The organism is Nocardia sp. NPDC004123 (assembly GCF_053603795.1).
The window spans coordinates 246,690-269,423 of sequence record NZ_JBSGGG010000004.1 but is presented as its reverse complement, the minus strand read 5'-3'; the positions used below and the strand labels follow the sequence as shown (position 1 = coordinate 269,423).

Sequence of the window (22,734 nt, the reverse complement as noted above, 5' to 3'; positions counted from 1 at the left end):
CGGGCCGTCCCGGGGTCAGCCGGGCACGGATTCGACGATGAAACTCGCGACCGTGGTGGTGCTGCCGCCGATGTTCACGGTGCCGTAGCGGGTGACGCCCGGCAGCTGGCAGTCGCCCGCCTGTCCGGTGACCTGCTTGTACGCGTCGAGAAGCATGCGGACACCGGTCGCGCCGACCGGGTGGCCGATGCCGATCAGCCCGCCGCCGGGGTTGATCGGCAGGCTGCCGGTGCGGGTGATGTCGCCCGATTCCACGGCCTTCCAGCTCTCGCCGGGCGCGGTGAGGCCGAGGTGGTCGATGGCCACATACTCCGACATGGAGAAGCAGTCGTGAACCTCGAGGCCGCCGAGCTGGTGGATATCGGCCAGACCGGCGCGGGACAGCGCGTCGAGGACCGCGGTGCGCAGGTGTGGGAAGACATAGGGTTCGGCGGCAGAGGCGTGGATCTTCGCGTCGAGCGAAAGGCCGACCGTGCGGTGGCCCCAGCCCGAGATCAGCGCGGTGGTGTCGGGGCGGATGGTGCTGTGCCGCTGCAGGAACCGGTCCGAGACGAGAATCACGGCCGCCGCGCCGTCGGTCATCTGGCTGCAGTCCTGGCGGCGCAGGACACCGGCCACCGGTGGGTTGGCGGTGTCGTCGGCGGTGAAGCTAGCGTCGGTGTAGGACCAATTCCTGGTCTGGGCACGGGGATTCGAGCGGGCATTCACGATATTGAGCGCGCTGATGGCGCGCAGGTGAGCGGAATCGAGGTCGTAGCGCCGGTCGTATTCCGCCGCGATGGCGGCGAACTGGGTCGGCCACACCAGGTCGGTGTCCTGAGTCTCGTGGCCCGCCCAGGCCGCCGCGCCCAGGTAGGCGGCCGCCTGCCCGCCGGGGACGGTCTTCTCCAGCTCCGCGCCGATCACGAGTGCGCAGTCGTAGCGGCCGGATTCGAGATCGGCCATGGCGGCGAGGGCGGCCATGCTGCCGGAGGCGCAGGCGGCCTCGTGGCGGGCGGCCGGAATGCCCCACAGCTCAGGATGGATGGTGGCGGGCATGCCGCCGAGCTGGCCCTGGCCGGTGAACAATTGGCCGAAGGCATTGCCGATGTGGATCACCTCGATCGCGGTGGCGTCGAGGCGGACGGCGGCGAGCGTCTCGTCCAGGACGGCGCGGATCAGGGCGTCGAAACCGAGGCCGACGCGGTGCCAGTTGACGGCGAAATCGGTTTGGCCGCCGCCCAGAATGTGCACGGACACGGGGTCCTCCTGCGATCGAAGAGTGGTCAGAGCCGGGCGCGTAGTTCCCGGCGCAGCAGTTTGCCGACCGGATTGCGCGGCAGCGTATCGGTGAGCTCCAGGCGCTCGGGTAGTTTGAACGAGGCGACCTCGCGGGCCTGCAGATGCTCGACCAGGTCGGCGAGGGTCACGGTGGCGCCGGGCGCGGGAACGACCACGGCACAGCATTTTTCGCCGAGCACCGCGTCGGGGTAGCCGACCACGGCGACATCCGCGATCGCGGGATGGTCGATGAGCAGCCCCTCGATCTCGGCGGGCGCGATGTTCATGCCGCCGCGGATGATGATCTCCTTCACGCGGTCGACGAAGCGCAGGTACCGGCCGCCGTCGCCGCATCGTTCGAAAACGTCACCGCTGCACAGGTATCCCTCGTCGTCGAAGGGCTCGGCGGTGGCGGTGCCGGGCAGATAGCCGCCGAAGACGGCCGGGCCGCATAGGCGCAGTTCGCCGCGTCCGCCGATCTCGGTGACCGTCGCCCCGGTGGTGACGTCGACCAGTTTCACCGCTGTCCGTTCCGCCAGTCTGGTGGACCAGCGCACCCCGGCCGCACCGTAGTACGGCAGATGCTGGGCGCGCAGGGTGGGATCCGGTAGATCGGCCGGTGTGCCCAGCAGGCTCACTCCCTCGTTGGATCCGAAGAAGTTGATCACCTGAATGCCCAGTTCCTCCTGCCAGCGCCGCACCACCGGCGGCGGCAGCGGCGCACCGCCGGAGCCGACCGTACGCAGCGAGGACAGGTCGGCGCGGGCGCGCAGGGCGTCGTTCTGCAGCAGCATGGTGAGCAGGGCGGGCGGCATGCTCGTGTGGGTGACCCGGTGCTCGGCGAGCTGCCGGAAGAACACGGGCAGATCCAATGGGTGGTGCTGGACCAGATGCCCGCCCGCCAGCAGCCACGGCAGGAACGAGCCCGCGAATCCGGCCATGTTCACCATGGGAAAGGGGTTGAGCACCACCGAATCCGGGGTCATGCCGAGCCCGTCCTGGACGCCGCCCGCCACGGCGAGCCAGTCGCCGTGGCAGCGCGGAATGCCCTTGGGCGCGGCCTCGGTGCCGCTGGTCCAGCAGATGGTGATGCGATCGTTGACGGTGACGGGGAGCGCACAGGTGTAGTCACGTACCCGCTTGCGGGCAGCTGCGCCGACCGGGCCGTCGAGGGCGATCGCCTGCTCCGGGACGCCCGGCCCGAAGGCGAAGACAGCGCCCTGCCCGCCGATAACCGTCAGCGCCTCCGCCGCGAGTGCCCGATCTCCCAGCGCCCCAACGGTAATGACGGCCTCGGCCACGGTCGCCGCGACAATGCCCGACAGCTCGTGCCGCCGGAACGACGCGGGCATCGGCGTGGCCACCGCGCCCAGCCGCCACAGTGCGAGGTATACGGCGGTCAGGGCGATCGAGTTGGGCAGTTGGATCGCGACGGTGGAGCCCTGCCGAATCCCGTTGGCCAGCAGGACCGCCGCGATATCGCTGACGTGGTCGTCGAGTTCGCGCCAGGTGAGGGTGCGCGGGTGCGCGCCGGTCAGGTCCGCCAGGTTGGCCGGGTCGGTGATGGCGGGCGCGTCGGGGGCCTCGGTGACGCGGTGGCGGAAGACGTCGGGAATCGTCTCGGGCTGCCACCAGCCGCGCTCGAGGTAGGTGCGCACGGTGTCCGCCGGATGGCAGGCGTGCACCGGGCGGGCGGGGGACGTCGTTGCGGAGGAGGAGATTTCGACCATCGGAGTTCCCTGGTGATGAGTTGGTCCGGTGACGGCGCAGCTGGTCCGGTGACAGTGCGGGCCGCGGGTCAGGTCATGCGACGCAGCACCACGGCCGAGCCGAGCCCGAGCGCGGCGGGAATGGCGACCAGCGCGTGCTCGCCGTCGCGGCGGCGCAGCTCGTCCAGCGCCTGGGCGATGAGGATCCCGCCGGTCGCGCCGAGCGGATGCCCGACCGCCACCGCACCGCCGGACGGATTCACCCGCGCCGCGTCCACTCCGAGCTCACGCATGAGCACCAGCGGTGTGACGGCGAAGGATTCGTTCACCTCGATCACATCCAGCTGCGCGGGCGAGATGCCCGCCCGCTGCAGGGCCACCCGGGCCGCACTGGTCGGCGCGGTCAGCAGCGGTGAGCGGACGGCCGTCTGGGCCGTGCCCACGATCTGCGCCACCGGCGGCCGCCCGAGCATGTGCTCGGCGCGCCGATTGCCCAGCAGCAGTGCCGAAGCCCCGTCGGCCAGTTGCGGCGCGGTGGCAATGGTGTGCAGCCCGGCGACGGGACGCCGCGCCTGCGGCGTCCGGCGGGCCACCCGCTCCCAGGACGGATCGGCTCCGAACAGGGTGGGCAGCGCCGCGAAGGCCGACGCGCACGCGTCCGGCCGCGCGCCCTCGTCGGCGGCGAGCAGCACGGTGCCGCCCTTGCGGGCCGGGATCACCGACGCCGATGTGGCTGCGCTGCTGGCCTTTCGATGCGACCGCACCGCGAAGGCGTCCAGCTCCGGCCGGGTGATGCCGTACTCGGCCGCCGTGAGATCCGCCGACACCCCGATGGTGACGAACCCGGTCCGCTCCCCCAGATCGGCGTCCCCGGCGATGGCCGGCCGATCCGCCAGCATCGGCACCCGCGACATCGACTCCACCCCGCCCGCGACGATCACATCCGCGAACCCGGCCGCCACCCGCGCCGCCGCGCCCTCCACCGCGTCCAGACCGGAACAGCAGAGTCGCGAAACCACCGCCCCCGGCACCGAATCCGGCCATCCCGCCCACAACACCGCGGCCCGGGCCACATTCGCACCCTGCTCCCCCACCGCGGTACTCACCCCGACCAGCACGTCGTCGACCGCCGCCGGCGGACAGCCCCGCTCCTCCAGCGCCGCCAGCAACTGCCCGAACAACTCGTACGGCGGAACCTCCGCCAAGGTGCCCCCACCCTTGCGCACCCGCCCCCGCGGCAACCGCACCGCGTCATAGACGAACGCCTCACTCATCGATATGCCTCCGCTGTTCTGCCGACTCCGGGTCGGACTCTTCTCCGCCAGTCTCCGGCACTCCGGGGCCCGATCCCGTAACGATCCCGGTGAGCGCGTCGAGGGTCCGATATCCGGCCGGGTCGTCGGCCGTCGTCACCGGCACGATGACCACCTCGTCGGCGCCCGCGTCCCCGTACTCGCCGAGGCGGGCCGCCACTGTTCGGGTATCGCCGAACATGCCTACGGCTGCGGGCAATTCATCCGGAATGGCCGCCAGCACCGCACGCGGATGGGCTCCGCCGTGCGCCAGCCGGACCACGTCTCCGAATCCGGCCTCGGTGAACATGGCGTCATACCCGGGGGCGCGCAGGTATCCGACGACACCCTGCCGGACGGTCGTGTACATGTCGGGGTCAGGATCCGCGGCCGCGATCACCCACACGGAGACCGGCGGCGCCGCGCGCCCGGCCCGCGCGGCGAATTCGCCCAGCGCGGTGACACATCGGGCAACCTGGGCCGGGGTCACCAGATTCAGTACCACCCGGTCGGCGCAGCGCGCGGCGGCCTCCAGCGCCCGCTCGCCGAAGGCCGCGACAATGATCTCGCCGCCGGACGGGCCGCCAGTGGGGTGCCGCGACCGATGTTCTCGGCCATGGCCGTTCGAGGATGCCCGGCCGTGCTCGGATCCCACACTGGGCCAGCCGATCTCGGCCGGCCCATCCGGTCCGTATCCGCTGCGGGCCAGGGTCGGGCGCAGGGCGGGCAGGCGGAGACGGAATCCTCGCATGCGTTCGATCAGGCCGTCGTATTCGACCTTCTCCCCGGCCAGCAGGGCGCGCACGATCCGGGTCGTCTCCTCCAGATGCCGTGCGGTGCGGTGCCTTCGGCGGCCGTGCCAGTCACGGACCACCACCGTGCTGGAGCTGCCCAGGGCGATGTCGACCGGGCGGCCGGTGAGGGCGGCCACGGTGGCCGTCCCCATGGCGATGGTCGCGGGGCTGCGGACGCCGACGGCGAGCGGGCCGAGGCACAGCGGGATCCGGCCCGGGGCCCGGCCCAGGGCGGTGGCCAGGGCGAAGGCGTCGAAGGTCGCCATCTCGCCGATCCAGAGGCGGTGGAAGCCGAGCTTGTCGGCGGCCTCGGCCACCAGCAGGGCATCCAGGGGGTCACGGTTCTGCCAGTACGGGAGGCTGACACTCAGATGCGGAAGGGGCACGCGGACAACCTTTTTCAGGAGAGCGGGCGGGCGGCGGCGCGCATGCGGTCCCCGCTGACCCAGGTGGCGTGGAAGCCGAGCGGGACCCGGACCGGCAGGCCGAGGCGGCACACGGGGCCCGCGGTGAGGTCGGCGGCGTCGTAGATCCACACCTCGCCGAGACCGGTGTGGTTGTTGTGGGCGAACATGGTGAGCCAGGCGTCGTCCTCGGCGGTGCCGCCGGGGCGCGGGACCACGGTGAGCTCACTGCCGAAGATGCCGTCGCCGAAGGGCGCGGTCTGCTTTGCGCCCGTGCGGATGTCGTATTTGATGACGGCGTCGAAGATCATGGTGCGGTCGACCGACAGCCGCATCTGATACGAGTAGCGGCCCGCGCGGCCGGTGCGGCCCTGATCGATGACGGGGAACTCGGTGTTGACGTCGTCCATGACCTCCTCGCGGGTGACGCCCGTGCGGAGGTTGAAGCGGTACCTGTGCAGCTTCGCTTCCGGGCGCAGATAGGCCAGCAGCTGGGCCAGGGGGTGAGCGCGGTCGGACACCGGGCTGGGTTCGGAGACCCGGCAGACCACCAGGACGATCTCCTCGCCCTCCTCCCAGGAATTGACGGTGTGGTAGATGTAGCCGGATTCGGCCTCGAACCACTTCGACTGCGCCCCTTCGCCATACCGCGGCAGCACCGCGAACCGGCTGGGCAGCGTGCGGTCGAAGAAGATCTTGAAGCGGCCGGCCGCGGCCGCGCGCGGATCGTTGTAGAGCGGCAGATCCATGAGGATCGAATGATTCTCGGTGATCGCCATGTCGTGCGGCAGACGCGGGCCGGGTAGTTCCAGCCCGGTGAAATGCGTGACGGTGCCGCCCGGGTCGGCCACCCCGTAGCGCAGATACGGCGAATGGATGCCGTAGTCGAAGAACAGCAGTTCCTCGGTGCGCTCGTCCACCTTGGCGTGCGCCGACACCTCGCCGCGCAGGGTGCCCTGGAAGGTGTCCACGCCGCGGGTCTCGAGGCTGACCGGGTCGAGCGCGTAGGGCTTGCCCGCCCGGTACCACAGGGCCAGCAGATTGCCGTGGTGGTAGACGACATCGGTATTGGCCGCATTGCGCTCGCGGCGGTCACCGGGCGGATTGTGCTCCCAGGGTTCGATCACGCCGCGCCACAACGCGGTTCCCGCCGCGTGCTCGGCATCGAACTCGCCCGTCCGGATGAAGCGGTTGCGGTACGTGGCCCGGCCGTTCTCGAAGTGGACCGCGTGCAGCATGCCGTCGCCGTCGAACCAGTGGTAGCGGCCGATGGGGGCGAACTGCGGATTGGGGCCGTTGCGGACGTAGACGCCGTCGAGGTCGGCCGGCAGCTCCCCGTGCAGCACAGTGAGATTCGTGGCCGTGGTCTCCTGCGCGCAGGGCGCGTACGGGCCTTCCAGATACGGGTTGGTGAGCGCCTCGGCGGCGGGAGCGATGAGTTCTTCGTTGAGCGGCATGCGAAGCCTCCAGCGACCGGGAGTCGACACCCGGCGAGATTCACTACAGTTAATGAAGTGATACGCGTCTCACTCAGGGCTGTCAAGAGCCGGGCGCTCGGGCGGCGGCTCGAAGCGCACGTCCCGCCGGCCGAGCACGGCCGCGCAGCCCCGGCAGCGCAGCGCGGGGACCAGCACCGCGCCGCATTCCTTGTGCCGGAGGCTCAGACCCGGTTCCGGCGTCTCCGGATGTGCGCGCTGGGACCAGGCCAGCAGGAAGGCGAAGACCCCGAACAGCGCTCGCCCGCGCGGGGTCAGCCGATAGTCGCGCCCGTCCGGCTCGGGCCGCTGCAGGATGCCCGCGTCCACCAGGCGCGCCAGCCGTTCGGTGAGCGTGGTCGGTGAGATGCCCAGTGCCGCACGGAAATCCGAGAACCGCCGCGCCCCGGCCAGGGCCAGCCCGGTGACGGCCGCGCTCCACCGGTCGCCGATGGCCTCCATGATCTCGTCGAAACGCGCGTCGCCGCGGGCGAGCGGGGCCGCCCGCACCGAGCGCCGGCGGCCGGAGGTGAGGCGCCACAGCGCATCCCGATCCAGTTCCACCTCGGTGTCGTGGGCGGTGACGTCGCGGCCGCAGCCCCGGCACATGACGACCGGCGGGCCGCGATGCCCGCACCGGGTGTGCGTGAACTCCGGCAGCAGCGCCCACTCGGCCGTCCACTCCCGCTGCCAGGACCAGACGCACACCAGGATCTCCCAGGTCGCCAAACCCAGGTCGGTGAGCCGGTATTCGTAGCGATCGACCGCGCCCGGCCGGGGCGTGCGTACCAGCACCCCGGCATCGACGAGCGCCGCCAGCCGCGCGGTGAGCACGGCGGGCGGCGCTGCGGCGCGATCGGCCCACTGGGTGAACCGGCGCGCGTGGTCGACGAAGGCGTGCCGCAGGATCGTCAGCGTCAGGCGATCGCCGAGCAGATCGAAGGTCGCGGCTACCGGATTCGTCACTTCAATAACTGTACTTTATGGGTGGGGACCTGCACGGTTTCCGCCTACTCGGTCATGGTCGCCAGCTCACGCTCCACGGCCGCGTCGTGCTCGGCCGCCTCCTCGGCCGCCTTCTTCGGGCTCCAGTGTCCGGCCATGATGAACACGAACGGGATGAAGCAGATCTGCGCGACCAGGCAGATCCACCACCAGCGCTTCCACTGCTCGGGCGAGTCGATCTGGGCCTGCTTCACGTCCTGCCCGTGCGCGGACAGATAGGCGAGATCGTCGGCGGGTATGGCGCTCACGGCCTTGAGCTTGGCGCTCGCCGCCGTCAGGGCCGGTCCGGTCTGGGAGGCCACCGCGAGCTGATCGACCGGCACCTTCTGCGCGGCCGTGATCCGGGCGATGGCCTGATCCGGCGGGATGTTGAACTTCTTCGCGACCTGGCCGACCGCGGTCGCCGCGCTCGCCTGATCGTTCGGGTTCGTCATTAGCTTCACCAGGACCTGCGTGTCGATCGCCTGGAGCGTGGCCAGCTCGTCCGGGTACTTGGCATTGAGTTCGACGGTGGTCTTCACGTCCGAGGCGGAATCGCCGGTCAGCTTCACCAGCGCGGCGACCTGTGCCGCTTCGTCATTCGGATTCTTGCCCAGGGCCGTGAGCGTATCCGCGCCGACGGTCTGGATGGTGGCGATCTCGTCGTGGTACTTGGCATTGATGGTCTGCAGCCGCGGACCGTAGTTCACCAGCGTGCCCGCGGCGGTGACCACGAAGAGCAGACCCAGCAGCACGAACGTCACCACGGTCCGCAGCACGCCGCCCCACACCGCGAGCCCGACCGCCGTGGCCGCCGGATTCCGCTTCTCCACCGTCTCGGTGAAGCTCGCCATCCAGGTGGAGTAGGCGATGCCGGTGCCGACGGCGGTGAAGCTCATGACCGCCGCGAAGGTGTAGTAGTCGGTGCCGGGTTTGTCGGTGTAGCTGAGGAACAGGTAGCAGCCGATGATGCTGATGATCGCGCCGAAGACCATGAACGGTTTGCGCACCTTCATCGCGTCGGACACGATGCCGGTCAGCACCAGTGAGATGGCGGAGGCGATCCAGTACCAGTTGCCCAGCGAATTGGCCTGTGCGGCGGTGAAGCCGAAGTTGGTCGCCATGTAGACCGGCAGGAACGAGACGATGGTGTAGAAGAACGCCAGGAAGATCGAGATGGCCAGCGCCGAGCCGACGATGTCGAGATGCATCATCTGCTTCCACTGATTGCGTTCCAGCGCCTCGACATCCAGTCCGCGCGCCCGTGCCTCGATCAGCGCCTTGTCGCGCAGCGACACCATGATCTGGTCGCGCAGTCTCGGACTGAGCTCACGCAACCCGATCAGGCCGAACACGGAGATCACCGTGCAGATGATGCCGGCCAGCCGGTAGTGGAACTGCCAGTCCGGGTGGGCGTCGAGGGTGTGCGTGGAGATCTCGGTGGTGACCAGCGCGCCCAGCACCGGGCCGAGGGTCCAGAACCCCATGGCGGAGGCGCGATCCAGCTGCGGCGAGAAGTCGCGCACCAGCGCGGGCGTGGCCACCAGCACCGCGCCCTCGACGATGCTGATCATGCAGTAGACGGCCAGGTACGCCTCTTTGGTCGTGCACTGCGGTTGCGCGAACAGCGTGAGCAGCGAGGTGATCACCGTGCCGTAGGCGACGATATTGGCCCGCCCCCACCGGTCGAGCACCCCGGTCACCACCGAGGCCACGGCCCCGAAGGCCGCGCCGATGATGAAGATGCCGACGAAGTACCGGAAGCTCAGATTGAAGTAGGCGATCAGCTGATTGCCGACCGCGCCGGACACGAACAGCTGGTAGTACAGCGCTACCGACACGACGACAACGAGGAACAGATACCAGGATCGGGCGGGCGTTTCCGGATAGTGCGGCAGCTTGCGCCGCCACAGCCCGGTGACCAGCGTCGGCGGGGGAAAGTCCGCGGCCGGGTGTACCGCGGTCGGTGTGCTAATCATGTTCGAGACGCCTTTCTCTCCACGGCGTTTCGCGCAGCCGAAAAGCCCTTCGCGACGCAGCACGAGCAGCCGGGTGAAAACAGGGTAGCGGTCATGAGTGACTTGAATCACTGTTACCGAAATCCGCACTGGACAGTTGCGACAAATTGCGTGTTCCAGACACTCGCAGCGGAGTTGCCGAGTGGCCCGGAAACGCACCCCGAAGTCAGCGCCGCAGGTATTTCCCGATGACTTCGGCGGATTCGCTGATCGCGCCGACATAGCCGTCGGGGCGGACCAGGACGTAGGTGCCCGGGGCCACGTCGTAGCCCTCTGCTATCGGCACGGCGATCGCGGGGACGCCGAGGTCGGGGGTGGGGGCGCCGAAGGCCAGCAGGGCGTGATGCGGTCCGCGGAAGACATCGAAAAGCCTCGTGCCGGAGGAGGAGAGTCCGTCGGGGGCGCGGTCTCCGGCGCGGAGCTCGCCGGGTTCGCTGCGGTCGTCGAGCGCCAGCGGACCGTTGCGGTAGGTGATGTCGAGCTGGTGGATGGCCGGTGCCCCGCCGCCGTGGAAGTCCTGCCGGTGCAGCTGGGTGGTCAGGCCCAGCACGGCCGACGCGACCGGCATTCGTTCGGCCGCATAGGTGTCCAGCAGTTGTGGGTCCGCACCGGCCTGCACGGCCGCGAGTTTCCAGCCGAGGTTGTAGGCGTCCTGCACCCCGGTGTTGAGGCCCTGTCCCCCGGCCGAGGAATGTACGTGGGCGGCGTCGCCCGCCAGCAGCACCCGGCCCACCCGATACCGGTCGACCATGCGGACGCTCACCCGGTACAGCGAGATCCATCGCAGATCGTGCAGGCGGATGTCGGTGCGGCCGGAGCGGTCCCCGCACAGCCGGCGCACCCCGTCCAGGGTCAGGTCCGGCACCTGGTCGGCGGGCATCGAGGCGACGAACTGGTAGTGGTCGCTGTCCGGCAGGTTCCACAGCGAGAAGCGGTCGCCCACAGCACCGTTCCCGGTCAGGATGTGACAGAACCGGCCATCCAGGCCGTCGGCGCGCACGTCGCCGATCAGGGTGCGCTCGGTCTCGAAGGTATCGCCCGCGAAACCGACGCCGAGCGCCTTCCGTACGGTGCTGTGTCCACCGTCGGCGGCGACGAGATAGTCGGCGCGCATCTCACCGTCAGCGGTCTGTGCTGTGACGCCGGTGGAATCCTGTGTGACACCGATGATTTCGGTGTTCCACTCGATCTGCCCGCCGAGTTCGGTCAGGTGGGCGTGCAGGATTTCCTCGGTCCGCCATTGCGGAATGAGCCAGGTGCCGGGATAGGGCACCGCCCGTGAGGCAGTGAGGCCCGGGGCGCCGAGCATCTCGGAAACCGTGCGCTCCCACACCACCTCCCGCCCGTGGTACAGACGGAATTTCGGGAAGGGCTCGCCGCCGGCCCGGATGGCGTCGAGCACGCCGAGGTCCTCGAACACCTCGAGGGTGCGCGGTTGCAGACCCTTGGCCCGGGAACCCGGGAAGACTCCGGCGGCCTTGTCGACGATGCGGAACGGCACGTGATGGCGGGCCAGGTCGCAGGCCAGGGTGAGCCCGGTCGGGCCGGCGCCGACGATCAGAACGGTCACTGCGTGGTTCCTCGATGCTGGAGTAGGACGAGTAGGACGTCGTCGACGAGGCGGTCGATGAAGGCGGCATCGAAAGGGGCGCCGATCTGCAACTGGCGCATGATCATTGCCTCGGCCACGTCGTGGATGAGTTCGGTATCGGTGTCCCCGGGTAGTTCGCCACGGGCGATCGCGCGGTGTAGCGCGTCGTGGAACGGGGACAGCTCCTCGTTCTCCGTGTGCTCCCGGAGTGCGGCGGCCAGCTCCGGATCATGGCGCATGGCGGCGATCAGGCCTTCGATCATCGCGGCGATCCGGTCGGACGCCTTGTCGCGCAATGTTTCCAGCACCGCCACCAGATCGCCGCGCAGGCCGCCGGTATCCGGGATGTCGGCATTCTGCTGGGCGTCGTGGGCGTCCAGCGCCGCCTTGATCAGCTCGGCCTTGTTGCGCCAGCGGCGATAGATGGTCGCCTTGCTGGCATTGGCACGCGCGGCCACCGCGTCCATGGTCAATGCCGGGTAGCCGCGCTCGGCGACCAGGTCCACGGTTGCCGCCAAGATCGCGTCGACACGCTGTTGTCCTCGAACCACGACCGAAGAGTACGACACGGTTTCGTTCACCCCGTGAATCCCGGCACTCGCGACAGGCCCCGATCGATCCCGCCGGCACCGACGACGAAGGCGGCGATCTCGTCGAGCGCGCGCCGCGCCTCGGGAATCGGGAACAGCGGCCAGACGTGCGGCATCCCCGGATACTCGTGCCAGGTCAGCGGAAAGCCCAACGCTGTCGCCTTCGACCAGAGCCGATGGGCGTCGGCGCTGAGGATCTCGCGCGTCCCGCTGAAGAGGGCGATCGGCGGCAGCCCGTCCAGACTCCCGAACAGCGGGCTGACCACGGGGTCGCTCAGATCGAGATCACCGGCGAACATCCGGGTCAGCACTCGTAGCCCGCGGGCGGGGATGATCGGGTCGATCCGGTCGAGTTCGTCGATCACCGGATCACTGACGGTCGCGTCCACCAGCGGCGAGAGCAGGACCAGCCGCGCCGGTGCGGGGAGCCCGCGATCGCGGGCCTGCATCGCCAGGGACAGCGCGAGGTTGCCGCCCGAGGAATCACCCATGAGCGCCAGCTCGTCGCCGGATGCCCGGTCGGCGTAGAGGGATATCAGCCACGCGAAGATCTCCCGGGCGGTGTGCTCGGGTGCCAGCGGATACATCGGAACGGTGACCGAACAGTCCAGCAGCTCCACCAGTTTCGCGATCGTCTCCCAGTGCGGGTCGGTGATGGGCCGCGCCCAGCCGCCCCCGTGCAGGTACAGCACTCGCCGCCGAGGCTGCCCGGATCGCGGACCCAGGACATAGACGCCGTGTCCCTCGAACTCCTCCTCCCGCACGTCCAGCCGCGCCCGGAGCGCGGCCGATGGCACGGCGGGCCCCTTCCGCCGATCCGCCGCGATCGACCGCCGAATCCGCTCGTCCCCGTCGAGACCACGCCGAACACACAGCACTCGCATCGCGCACATCATCAGATGCGCTCTAACACTGGACATTTCAGCCCTCCCCGCGCTGCCGATCATCAGGACTCCTGAAGTGTACGAAACCGTTTCGTACACTTCAACCCTATGCAGCATTTTGCTGCTCAGCGGGTACTCGGCGCGCACGGAGACTTATCTCGGTGCCCTGCCCGGTCTGCCGGGCACGGGATCGCAGCCTCGCTCACCGCTGCCGCAGCACCGCGACCAGCACCGCCACCAGGGTGAGCAGCAGGACGGCCGAGCCGATCCAGATCTCGGCGCGGCTGCCCGACGGAGTTGCCGGAACGCGCCGCGTACAGGGGTGCCGGATGACTTACGCCATCCGGCATCCGGGGCTCCCGGTTACAGGGCGCTGTAGGTGGCGGCGACCAGGTCGTGGGCGCGGCGATCACCGGAGAGCCAGTCGCGGCGCAGGTTCGGAGTGAAGGCGATCGCGACACGGTTGTCGAGGTCGCCGAGGCCGAGTGCGCCCCCCGCGCCCGGGTGGCCGAACGCCGAGGAGCGGGCAGGCTCGGGGAGGATGAAGTTCTCACACGGGAGCATGTATCCGAGCCCGAAGGCGCTCTCCAGCAACAACACCGAGTCGGGACCGCGCACCTGCTCACGGACCGCGTCGCGCAGCACGGCCGTGGGCAGCAGGGCACCGCCCACCAGGTCGCCGTAGAAGCGGGCCAGCGCGCGAGCGGTGGTGACCAGGCCGGAGGCAGGCCAGCCGCCCGCCAGAACCTCCGGCTTGTTGTACGAGCCAACGGGATTCGTGGAGGCGCGCATCGTGAGTGAGCCAGGGTCGCGGAAGGCGGCGGCCATCCTGGTGACCGCGTCCGCGTCGATCGGGCCAGGATCGGTCCAGGCCATCTCCGAGGCAGGCGGGAAAGCAGTGCGCGCGGACTGCCGCGAGATGTGGGGCGGCGCGCCGATCCACAGCTCCGCGCCGAAGTGCCGGCGCACGTAGTCGCCGACCGTGGATACCGTATGCCTGCGGACGAATTCGCCGACCAGCCACCCGAAGGTCAGCGCGTGATAGCCGTGTTCGGCGCCGGGCGCCCAGATCGGCTCCTGCGCCGCCAGCAGCGCTGCCATGGCCGCCGGATCCGCGGCCTCCTCGACCGAGACCGGGCGGTCGAAGGCCGGCAGCCCGGCGCGGTGGGCCAGCAGGTCCGCGAGCGTCGTCGATTCCTTGCCCGCCGCACCGTATTCCGGCCACCAGGTCGTCACCGGTTCGTCCCAGCCGATTCCCCGGTCGTGGGCCACGGCGAGGGCGGCCGTGGCGGTGAGGGCCTTGGTGCAGGAGAAGGTCACCACGGGGGTGTCCCGTTCCCAGGGCCGGTTCGCCCGCGCATCCGCCACGCCGCCCCACAGATCGACGACCGCCCGCCCGTCCACGAAAACGGCGACCGCCGCCCCCGCGTTCCGCCCGTCGGCGAAGCTCGATTCGAACACCTCGCGCACAGCCCGGAAGGCGGGATCGACCTCGCCCTTCACGAATCCGTTCATGACCGAATTAGAACACGTTCTAATTTTGCAGGCCAGTGCTCGACACGACATGCGCCGGCACCGGATACCTCGTGGAGATATCCGGTGGGGCAGCGAACAGCGCGCCGACTACTCGTCGACGCCGCGGAAATACAGGATGTTGGAGCCGTGCGACGCCAGCGGCCCGGCCTCGGCGGCCTGGCGAATACCACTGCCGGGCAGGCAGGTGAGCTTGGTGAACATGGTGGTATTACCGAACGCGGAGCGGACCTGGGTCTCGGAGGCGTAGTCCGCGCCGTAGTCGGACAGGGCCTTGAAATCCAAGGGGGCCAGCGGCTTTTCGAGCGGCGTCTGGGCCGCGGGTAGACCGAGGGCCGCGTACTGGGTGGCGGCGCCGCCTTCGTACCAGCACAGCTCGTAGGACATCTGCTCGGTGGTGGTGACGCTGACGACCGGCCACTCCTGCGACAGGCGCAGCGCCAGCGGGTGGCGGCCGACGGGAGCCACCTCCCAGTTCAGGCTCTTCACCGAGACCCAGTGCTCGGAGACCTTCTCGATCAGGACCACGTCCCCGCCGAGTCGTTCGGCGCGGTTGGGCTCGGGTTCGGGTGTGCTCCAGTGCTTTTCGTCGACACCGAGATACGCCGAGCTGGGCACGGGTTGCGCGCCGTCGGCGGTGTAGGCGGCGAGGATGGCCGCGCGCACCAGGGTGACGGCATTGCGCGAGGAGCAGCGCACGCTCAGCGCGCCGAAGGAGGTGCCGATCTCCACCGGTTTGGACGGCTGGTCCGGGAGCGCGCCCGCGGCGAGCGGCTTGAGGCCGACCAGCGCCAGCTGCCAGTTGATCTCCTCGATGGTGGCCAGGTCACCGGCCGTCTGATAGAGGATCTGCTGCTGGGTCAGGTAGCCCGCGCGTTCGAGGGTGGCGCACTCCAGCTTGCGCAGGGCGGTGACGGTCTTGCTGGTGAATCCGATGTCCTCGACCCGGATTTCGCGCAGCCGCTGCGTCATGGCCGGGGTGGTGACACCCGCGTAGCACTCGCGGTACATGGCCAGCGCCTGCTTGCGCTGGCGGCCCACCATGAGGGTGCGCAGCAGAGTGTTCAACGAGGCGAGGTAGCGGTTGGCCTGATCCGGGTCGGCGGCGAAGAGCCCGGCACGGATGCGCACCGCGTCCTCCCCCGCCGCCACCGCGGCCTTGGGGTCCAGCCGACACAGCCACACGCTGCACTTGGACAGCGCGTCCGCGGACGCGCCCGCCGCGAGCGGATAGTTCTGCGCCACATGCCGATACGCCTGGCAGGCATTGCGGATGGTGGAGGTGGCGAGCTCCCGATGCCCGATGGTGCGGGCGGCCTGCTCGAACAACCGCAGCGCCTCGGTCACCTCGGCGGCGAAGGGCGCGGTGACATGCCCGGCGGTGAGCCAGCGCAGCCGGATGAGCACCGCCTCCTGCGCGGGCTCCAGAGCCGAGGCCGACCGATCCCGCTGGGCGGAGTCGTTCTTCGTGGCCATGAGCGCGCGGGCGAGCTCACACAGCGAGGTGGCCAGTGCCAGCTCGGTTTCGGGTGTCCGGTCCCGCGCGGCCCCGCGATCCGCGGCCACCTGGCGCTCGATGGCGCTGAGATCCATTGCGACCTTCAAACTCCCGTAACCCGTGCACGCGCCTTCCCGATCGGCGACCGTCCGCGTGTTTGCGCCGAGTCTGCCATATATTCGGCGCGCGGGCCGCCCAACCGGCGGGATGCCCGGATTTCCGAGCACCCGCGCGTGGCGGCGTCGATCATGCGGGACGCGTGTAGCGCAGTTGCCCGGGCTTGTTCCGGTCGTATTCGGCGCGTCCCGAGAGATGCTGCGGCACACCGACTTCCCACCAGGCGCCGGCCTCGGTCCAGGTCGACGGGCGGGTGCGGACCACCACGACCGCGGGCCGCTGCCCGGTGCGGGCGGCGTCGCGGGCGCCGGCGTAGGCGTCGCGGAACTCGCCGAGTTCGCTCGCGGTGAACACCGCGCAACCCAATGCCCGCGCGTGCGCGGCGAAGTCGACCCGGGGCGGGGTGGCGTGATTGGTGCGGCAATCCGCGTAGAAGTTGTTGAAGGGCTCGGCCCCCTGTCCCTGCTGCAGTCGCGCGATGACCGCGTACCCGTCGTTGTCGCAGACCACCGCGACCAGCGGATGCCCGGCGAAGGCGGCGGAGAAGAGCTCGGAGTTGAGCATCAGGTAGGAGCCGTCCCCGAGCAGGGTGGTGACCAGGCCCTCCGGTTCCACGGCACCGGATCGCGCCCGGGCCAGCGCCGCACCCCAGGCTCCGGCGAGCTCGTATCCCATGCAGGAGAAGCCGTATTCGACATCCATGGTCGGTACGCCACCGGCCGCGCGCCAGCCGCCCACCAGTTCGCCGGGCAACCCGCCGGAGGCGGTCATGACGTAGTCGGAGGCGCCGCTGAGATCGTTCACGGCGCCGACGATCTGCGCATAGCTGGGCGTCCCCGGCGTCGGCGCGCGCAGTTTGTCGATGTGCGCGTCCCAGTCCGCCCGGACCGCGGCGGCCCGTGCCGTCCAGTCCGGGTCGGCGCGCCACTCGCCGACTTCGGGTTCCAGATCGCGCAGGGTGGCGTCGGCATCGCCGACCACGGCCAGCGCGCCGTGCTTCACGGCGTCGAAGCGGGCGGTATTGATGTGGACCAGACGGACTTCCGGCGCGAAGACGGTCCAGGACGCGGTGGTGAAGTCCTGCAGGCGGGTGCCGACCGCCAGCACCACGTCCGCCGCCGCCGCGAGGGTATTGGCCGACGCCGCACCGGTGATGCCCAGCGGTCCCGCGTAGATCGGATGGTCGTGCGGGACCAGCGTGCGGCCCGCGGTCGTCTCGGTCACCGGAATCCCGTGGCGCTGAGCGAATTCCAGCGCCTGCCCGCCCGCACCGGAATACCGCACACCCCCGCCGAGGACGAGCAGGGGACGCTGTGCGTCGCGCAGGACGCGGGCGGCCTCGGTGATGCCGCGCCGATCCGGCCGTGGGCGGGGCACGTGATGGACGACCGGCTCGAACAGGGCGTCCGGAAAGTCGTAGGTCTCGGCCTGCACGTCCTGTGGCAGGGCCAGCACCACGGGCCCGGCCTCGGCGGGGTCGGTGAGGATCCGCGCCGTCTGCGGCAGGGTCGCGAGCAGTTGCTCGGGCCGGGTGATCCGGTCGAAATAGCGGCTCACCGGACGAAACGCGTCGTTGACCGTGACGGTCGGGTCGCCGAAGTGCTCGACCTGCTGCAGCACCGGATCGGGCGCGCGACTGACGAAGGTGTCCCCGGGGAGCAGCAGCACGGGCAGCCGATTCGCGTGTGCCACACCGGCGGCCGTCACCATGTTCAGCGCGCCCGGACCGATCGAGGAGGTGGCGATCCCGACCTGCCGCCGCTGCGTGGCCTTGGCCAGCCCGACCGCCGCCAGGGCCATGCCCTCCTCGGTGTGCCCGCGCCACAGCGGCAGCTCGTCGCGATGCTCGGCCAGCGCGGTCCCGAGGCCGAGCACATTGCCGTGCCCGAAGATGCCGAAAGCCGCGGGAAACAGCGGCACTTCGTCGCCTTCGAGGGTTTCGGAGCGCTGGGCGATCAGCCAGGCCACCAGGGCCTGCGCGGTCGTGAGCTTCATGCGAGCCGTCCTTCGTGGGAGGTGACCGGGCACCGCGGATCCGCCGCCTGGCTCGCCCATGCCGCCCATATCCAGGCGTGCGCGGGGTCGTCGCAGAAGGCCATGGATCGCTCGGGCGCGGGCCCGGCCAGCACGTTCAGGTAGTACATGGGGTACCCGGGCGCGGCCGTGCACGGACCGTGATAGCCGTGCGGTACCAGGAACACATCGCCGTCCCGGACCGCCACGGTCTCGTCGAGCGAGCCGTCGGCGGTGTAGATGTGGTGCATCCCGAAACCCTCTGGCCCCGTGGCGATTCCGTCGCGCCCGGCGATGCGGAAGTAATAGATCTCCTCGTTGACGACCTCGCACTCGGAGGCCTCGTCATGCTTGTGCGGCGGATACGAGGACCAGTTCCCGTCGGGCGTGAGCAGCTCGCACGCGTTCAGCTTGTCGGCGTGCGTCCACGCGCCCGGCGTCCCGAAGTTGGTGACCTGCCGCGTCGCCCGCCCCGCCCCGCGCACCTCGACCGGAACCTGCTCGGCCGGACCGTATTTCGGGTCCAGCCGTCTCGCGCAGCGCGCCATCGGCAGCGCCACCTCGATCCCGTCCACCGTCGTCAGCTCCACCTCCGCGTCGCGCGGCACATAGGCGAAGTCGGTCACCCGGGTGAAAACCGAATCCCGCCCGGCGAGTTCGAACACCAGCCCGTCCACCCGCACGGTGCACGCCCCGGCCAGCGGCAGCACGAACGCCTCGAAGTCCCCGGTGCTCACCACCCGCCGCTCCCCCGCCGCCAGCCGCAGCACCCGCAACCCGGCGTAGGACCAGCCCGCGTCCTCCGGGGTCAGCAGCACGGGATCGCCCGAATCCGCCAGCGTTCCGGCCGGTCGATGCAGGTCCTTCAGCACCGAGCTCATCGTGCCGCCTCCAGCACCCGGGCGGCGGCCTGCACCGCACCGGCGACATCCCCGTCCGGCGGGTAGAGCAGGCTGCGGCCCACCACCAGGCCGCGCGCGACATCGTGGCGCAGGGCCGCGCCCCAGGAGGCGAGATCGGATTCCGGGTCGCCGGAGGGCGCACCGCCGAGGATGACGACGGGGAGTGTGGTGGCGTCGAGCACCGAGACATCCTCGGGCGCAGGTATTTTCAGCCAGGTGTAGGCGGAGGTGACCCCGAGACCGGAGGCGACGGTAATGGCTCGCTGCAGTGAGGCGGAGTCCTTGTGCATGGTCAGCGCACCGTCGGCGTCGCGGGCGTAGGGCAGGGGTTCCACCATGGCCATGAGCCCGTGCTCGGCCAGTTCGGAGACCGCGCGGGCGCAGGCCTCCAGGGTCGGGATGGTGCCGGGATCCGAATCGACCAGGCGCAGCAGCATTTTCCCGCCGTCGAGGCGGTACTTCACCAGCGCTTCGGCGTCGTAGCCGGTGAAGCGGTCGTCGATCTCCCAGTCGGCGCCCGCCAGCCCGCCGCGGTTCATGGAGCCGATGACGATCTTCTCGTGCACGGCGTCCAGCAGCAGCAATTCCTCCACGATGTCGGGCGAGCCGAGCACGCCGTCGACGGCGGGGTTGGCCAGCGCGATGAGCAGCCTTTCCAGCAGGGTGCGGCGGTCGGCCATGGCGGTGCGGTCGGCGCCGACGCCGAGCGCGCCGCGGGCCGGGTGGTCGGCGGCCACCAGGAACAGGGTGCCGCGGTCCGACAGCAGGTTCGCGCGTCGCCGCCGGTCGGCGTAGGCGCGCCGGACGGCCTCGGGGTCCGTGGCGCGGGTGTGCAGCAGTTCGTACCACCGCGCATCGTTCAGGTGCACAGCATCTCCTCGATCTCGGCATCGGTCGGCATGGCATCGGCGCAGGCCAGCCGCGATGCCACCAGCGCGCCGGCGGCATTGGCGTAGGCGGCCAGGCGATGCGGAGCCCAGCCGGACAGCAGCCCGTGGATGAGCGCGCCCCCGAATCCGTCGCCCGCGCCCAGCCCGCACAGCACCTCCACCCGGCAGGGCGGCACCGTCCAGCGCTCGGAGCCGGTGGCGATGAGCACGCCCTCCGCGCCGCGCTTGACCACGGCCAGCCGGACCCCGCGGGCCAGCAGCCGGTCCGCGGCGGTGTCGGGATCGGCGGTGCCGACCGCCACCTCCACCTCGGCCCGGTTGCCCACCACCACATTCACGTGGTCGACCATCCAGCCGATCTCGGTGCGCGCGGTCGCCGCATCGGGCCAGAACATGGGCCGGTAGTCCAGATCCAGCACGGTGTGCCCGCGCCGGGCCCGGCGTTCCAGGATGGCCCGCTGGGTGGTGCGGCCGGGTTCGGCGCTCACCCCGGTCCCGGTCACCCACAGCAGCGGCACGGAATCGACCACGTCCCAGGGGATCTCGTCCTCGGTGAGGGTGAGGTCCGGCGCGATGGGCGCGCGATAGAACAGCAGCGGCGGGTCCGCGGGCGGCTTCAGTTCGCAGAACACCACCGGCGTCTGCAGTCCCGCCGCCGTCCCCACGTACCGTGCCGACACCCCGAACCCTTCGAGGGCATCGCGCACGAAATCCCCGAACCCATCCGGCCCCACCTTGGTCAGCACCGCGGCGCGGCGGCCCAGGCGCGCCGCCGCCACTGCCACATTGGTGGCCGTGCCGCCGAGGAATTTCGCGAAGGTCGTCACCTCGGCGAGCGGCACCCTGCTCTGCTCGGGGTAGAGGTCGACGCCGACCCGGCCGATCGTCAGCACCTCCAGCTCGGTCACGGCACCACCCGCTCCAATTCGTGTTGCAGCGCTTCGAGTTCGGCGCCGCCGGCCATCTGCCGGGTCAGCTCGGTGAGATCGATCGCGGACTTCTCGTAGCTGCCCAGCGTGGCGCCCCGTTTGAGGAGCAGGAAGCGGTCGCCGACCGGGTAGGCGTGATGCGGGTTGTGGGTGATGAGCACGACGCCCAGTCCGCGATCGCGCGCCTGCACCACATATCGCAGCACCACACCGGCCTGCTTCACACCCAGGGCCGCGGTCGGCTCGTCGAGGATGAGGACCTTGGCCCCGTAGTGCACCGCCCGCGCGATGGCCACGCACTGACGCTGACCGCCGGACAGCGTGCCGACCGGCTGCTCCAGATCGGGGATGTCGATCCCCATGTCCGCCAGACCTTTTCGCGCGATGTCCTGCGCCTGCCTGCGATCCAGCAGCTCGAGCGGGCCGTAGCGCTTGACCGGCTCGGAGCCGAGCACGAAGTTGCGCCACACGCTCATCAGCGGCACCACCGCCAGATCCTGGTAGACGGTGGCGATGCCGAGATCCAGCGCCGCACGCGGCGAGGACAGCCGCGTCGATTGCCCCTCGATGCGCAGCTCCCCGGTGTCGTGCTGGTGCACGCCCGCCAGGATCTTGATCAGCGTCGATTTGCCCGCGCCGTTGTCGCCCAGCACGCAGGTGACCTCACCGGCTTGCACCACCGTCGACACGTCGCGCAGCGCCACCACGCCGCCGTAACTCTTTCCGATGCCGACCGTTTCGATGAGCGGCACCGCGGTCCCGGCGCTGTCGTTGTCCGTCGCGGTCATCGGCGTACCCTTTCCGCCCGCTTCTTGAATGCGTTGTTGACCAGCACGGCCGAGAACAGCAGCACGCCGAGGAACAGCATGAACCAGTCGCTGTTCCAGCCCGCCAGCACGATGCCCTGCCGCGCCATGCCGAAGATGAGCGCCCCGATGGCCGCCCCCACCACCGAACCGAACCCGCCGGTGAGCAGGCAGCCGCCGATCACCGCGGCGATGATGTACTGGAACTCCAGTCCCACACCCTGATTGGCCTGCACGCCTGCGAACCGCAGGAGGTTGCACGCGCCCACGATCCAGCCCGCGAACGCGGTGGTCATGAACAGCAGGATCTTGGTGCGGGTGGCCGGCACGCCCACCGCGCGGGCGGTGGGCAGCGAGCCGCCGACCGCGAAGATCCAGTTGCCGAACCGGGTGCGCGCCAGCACGATCGCCGCGATGGCGGTGACCACGATCCACCACACCACCGACGCCTGGATGCTGGCATTGCCGATCTTGGTGGTGGAGGCGAAAACCCAACCGGCGGACCGATATCCGTCCGCGCCGCGCACGCCCGACACCTGCACGGTGCCGGTGGCCCAGCGCGTCACACCGAGATTCAGGCCCTGCAGTGCCAGAAAGGTGCCCAGCGTGACGATGAAGCTCGGCAATCCGGTGCGCATCACCACCCACCCGTTGAGGGCACCCACCGTGAGCGCGAAGACCAGCGAAACCACCAGCGCGAGCCAGACATTCCAGCCCGCGTGCACCGCCAACAGCCCGGTGATCAACGCGGTGGAGGCGGTCATCACGCCGGTGGACAGGTCGAACTCGCCGCCGATCATGAGCATGGCCACCGCCACCGCCATGATGCCGAGCGTGGAGGCGTCGTCCAGCCAGGTCGAAATACCCAGTGGCTTCAGGAATTTCGTGGTGACGAGACCGAAGAACACGAAGACCACCCCCGCGCCCAGCAGCGCGCCCACCTCGGGGCGGGCCACCAGCCGGTTGAGGATGGCCAGCCGATCCGGCGGCGGCGCGACCGTGGTGGTCTCGGATGTCGTTGTCGTCGTTGTCATCTCATCGTCTC

The 22,734-nt window shown here is 70.1% G+C and carries 18 protein-coding genes; all 18 read right to left on the bottom strand.

Annotated features, from left to right (window positions below; genetic code table 11):
- Positions 1-15: 15 nt before the first annotated feature.
- The 18 genes from ACWEQQ_RS07415 to ACWEQQ_RS07330 all read right to left on the bottom strand — a co-directional run bounded on the left by ACWEQQ_RS07415 (position 16) and on the right by ACWEQQ_RS07330 (position 22,723).
- Positions 16-1,239: an acetyl-CoA acetyltransferase gene (locus ACWEQQ_RS07415; RefSeq protein ID WP_452347608.1), complete on the bottom strand. Its 1,224-nt coding sequence runs from the start codon at positions 1,237-1,239 to the stop codon at positions 16-18.
- Between the two features lie 26 nt (positions 1,240-1,265).
- On the bottom strand, positions 1,266-2,990 hold the full coding sequence (locus ACWEQQ_RS07410) for a class I adenylate-forming enzyme family protein (protein ID WP_452347607.1): 1,725 nt from the start codon (positions 2,988-2,990) through the stop codon (positions 1,266-1,268).
- Positions 2,991-3,058: 68 nt separating this feature from the next.
- Positions 3,059-4,243 carry an acetyl-CoA C-acyltransferase gene (locus tag ACWEQQ_RS07405; RefSeq protein WP_354846448.1) on the bottom strand — a complete coding sequence of 395 codons (1,185 nt, stop codon included), beginning with the start codon at positions 4,241-4,243 and terminating at the stop codon, positions 3,059-3,061.
- The gene (locus ACWEQQ_RS07400; protein ID WP_452347606.1) at positions 4,236-5,441 is read right to left on the bottom strand and encodes an LLM class flavin-dependent oxidoreductase; all 1,206 of its coding nucleotides are present in this window, start codon (positions 5,439-5,441) and stop codon (positions 4,236-4,238) included. Before ACWEQQ_RS07400 ends, ACWEQQ_RS07405 begins: the two co-directional genes overlap by 8 nt.
- Positions 5,442-5,455: 14 nt before the next feature.
- On the bottom strand, positions 5,456-6,916 hold the full coding sequence (locus ACWEQQ_RS07395; RefSeq protein ID WP_452347605.1) for a carotenoid oxygenase family protein: 1,461 nt from the start codon (positions 6,914-6,916) through the stop codon (positions 5,456-5,458).
- 69 nt (positions 6,917-6,985) lie between these two features.
- A complete protein-coding gene (locus tag ACWEQQ_RS07390) occupies positions 6,986-7,900 on the bottom strand; it encodes a winged helix-turn-helix transcriptional regulator (protein WP_452347604.1) in 915 nt (304 codons plus the stop codon).
- A 44-nt stretch (positions 7,901-7,944) separates the two neighbouring features.
- The gene (locus tag ACWEQQ_RS07385; protein ID WP_452347603.1) at positions 7,945-9,897 is read right to left on the bottom strand and encodes an MFS transporter; all 1,953 of its coding nucleotides are present in this window, start codon (positions 9,895-9,897) and stop codon (positions 7,945-7,947) included.
- Between the two features lie 205 nt (positions 9,898-10,102).
- A complete protein-coding gene (locus ACWEQQ_RS07380) occupies positions 10,103-11,506 on the bottom strand; it encodes an FAD-dependent monooxygenase (RefSeq protein WP_452347602.1) in 1,404 nt (467 codons plus the stop codon).
- Positions 11,503-12,078, bottom strand: a complete 576-nt coding sequence (locus tag ACWEQQ_RS07375) for a TetR/AcrR family transcriptional regulator (RefSeq protein ID WP_452347601.1) — start codon at positions 12,076-12,078, stop codon at positions 11,503-11,505. The genes ACWEQQ_RS07380 and ACWEQQ_RS07375 overlap by 4 nt, the downstream gene beginning before the upstream one ends.
- 26 nt (positions 12,079-12,104) lie before the next feature.
- Positions 12,105-13,037 carry an alpha/beta hydrolase fold domain-containing protein gene (locus ACWEQQ_RS07370; protein ID WP_452347600.1) on the bottom strand — a complete coding sequence of 311 codons (933 nt, stop codon included), beginning with the start codon at positions 13,035-13,037 and terminating at the stop codon, positions 12,105-12,107.
- Positions 13,038-13,364: 327 nt separating this feature from the next.
- Positions 13,365-14,516, bottom strand: coding sequence for a serine hydrolase domain-containing protein (locus ACWEQQ_RS07365; RefSeq protein ID WP_452347599.1), 1,152 nt, complete (start codon positions 14,514-14,516; stop codon positions 13,365-13,367).
- 108 nt (positions 14,517-14,624) lie between these two features.
- Positions 14,625-16,127 carry a hypothetical protein gene (locus ACWEQQ_RS07360; RefSeq protein ID WP_452347598.1) on the bottom strand — a complete coding sequence of 501 codons (1,503 nt, stop codon included), beginning with the start codon at positions 16,125-16,127 and terminating at the stop codon, positions 14,625-14,627.
- Positions 16,128-16,278: 151 nt separating this feature from the next.
- The gene (gene iolD, locus ACWEQQ_RS07355) at positions 16,279-18,144 is read right to left on the bottom strand and encodes a 3D-(3,5/4)-trihydroxycyclohexane-1,2-dione acylhydrolase (decyclizing) (protein WP_452338910.1); all 1,866 of its coding nucleotides are present in this window, start codon (positions 18,142-18,144) and stop codon (positions 16,279-16,281) included.
- Complete coding sequence (gene iolB, locus ACWEQQ_RS07350; protein ID WP_452347597.1) at positions 18,141-19,043, bottom strand: 5-deoxy-glucuronate isomerase; 903 nt, start codon at positions 19,041-19,043, stop codon at positions 18,141-18,143. Before iolB ends, iolD begins: the two co-directional genes overlap by 4 nt.
- Positions 19,040-19,933: a Cgl0159 family (beta/alpha)8-fold protein gene (locus tag ACWEQQ_RS07345; RefSeq protein WP_452347596.1), complete on the bottom strand. Its 894-nt coding sequence runs from the start codon at positions 19,931-19,933 to the stop codon at positions 19,040-19,042. Before ACWEQQ_RS07345 ends, iolB begins: the two co-directional genes overlap by 4 nt.
- Entirely contained in the window at positions 19,924-20,862 is a 939-nt protein-coding gene (gene iolC, locus ACWEQQ_RS07340; RefSeq protein WP_452347595.1) for a 5-dehydro-2-deoxygluconokinase, read from the bottom strand. The genes ACWEQQ_RS07345 and iolC overlap by 10 nt, the downstream gene beginning before the upstream one ends.
- Positions 20,859-21,671 (bottom strand): ATP-binding cassette domain-containing protein, encoded by an 813-nt coding sequence (locus ACWEQQ_RS07335; protein ID WP_452347594.1) that lies wholly within the window; start codon positions 21,669-21,671, stop codon positions 20,859-20,861. The genes iolC and ACWEQQ_RS07335 overlap by 4 nt, the downstream gene beginning before the upstream one ends.
- Entirely contained in the window at positions 21,668-22,723 is a 1,056-nt protein-coding gene (locus ACWEQQ_RS07330) for an ABC transporter permease (RefSeq protein ID WP_452347593.1), read from the bottom strand. The genes ACWEQQ_RS07335 and ACWEQQ_RS07330 overlap by 4 nt, the downstream gene beginning before the upstream one ends.
- Positions 22,724-22,734: the final 11 nt, after the last annotated feature.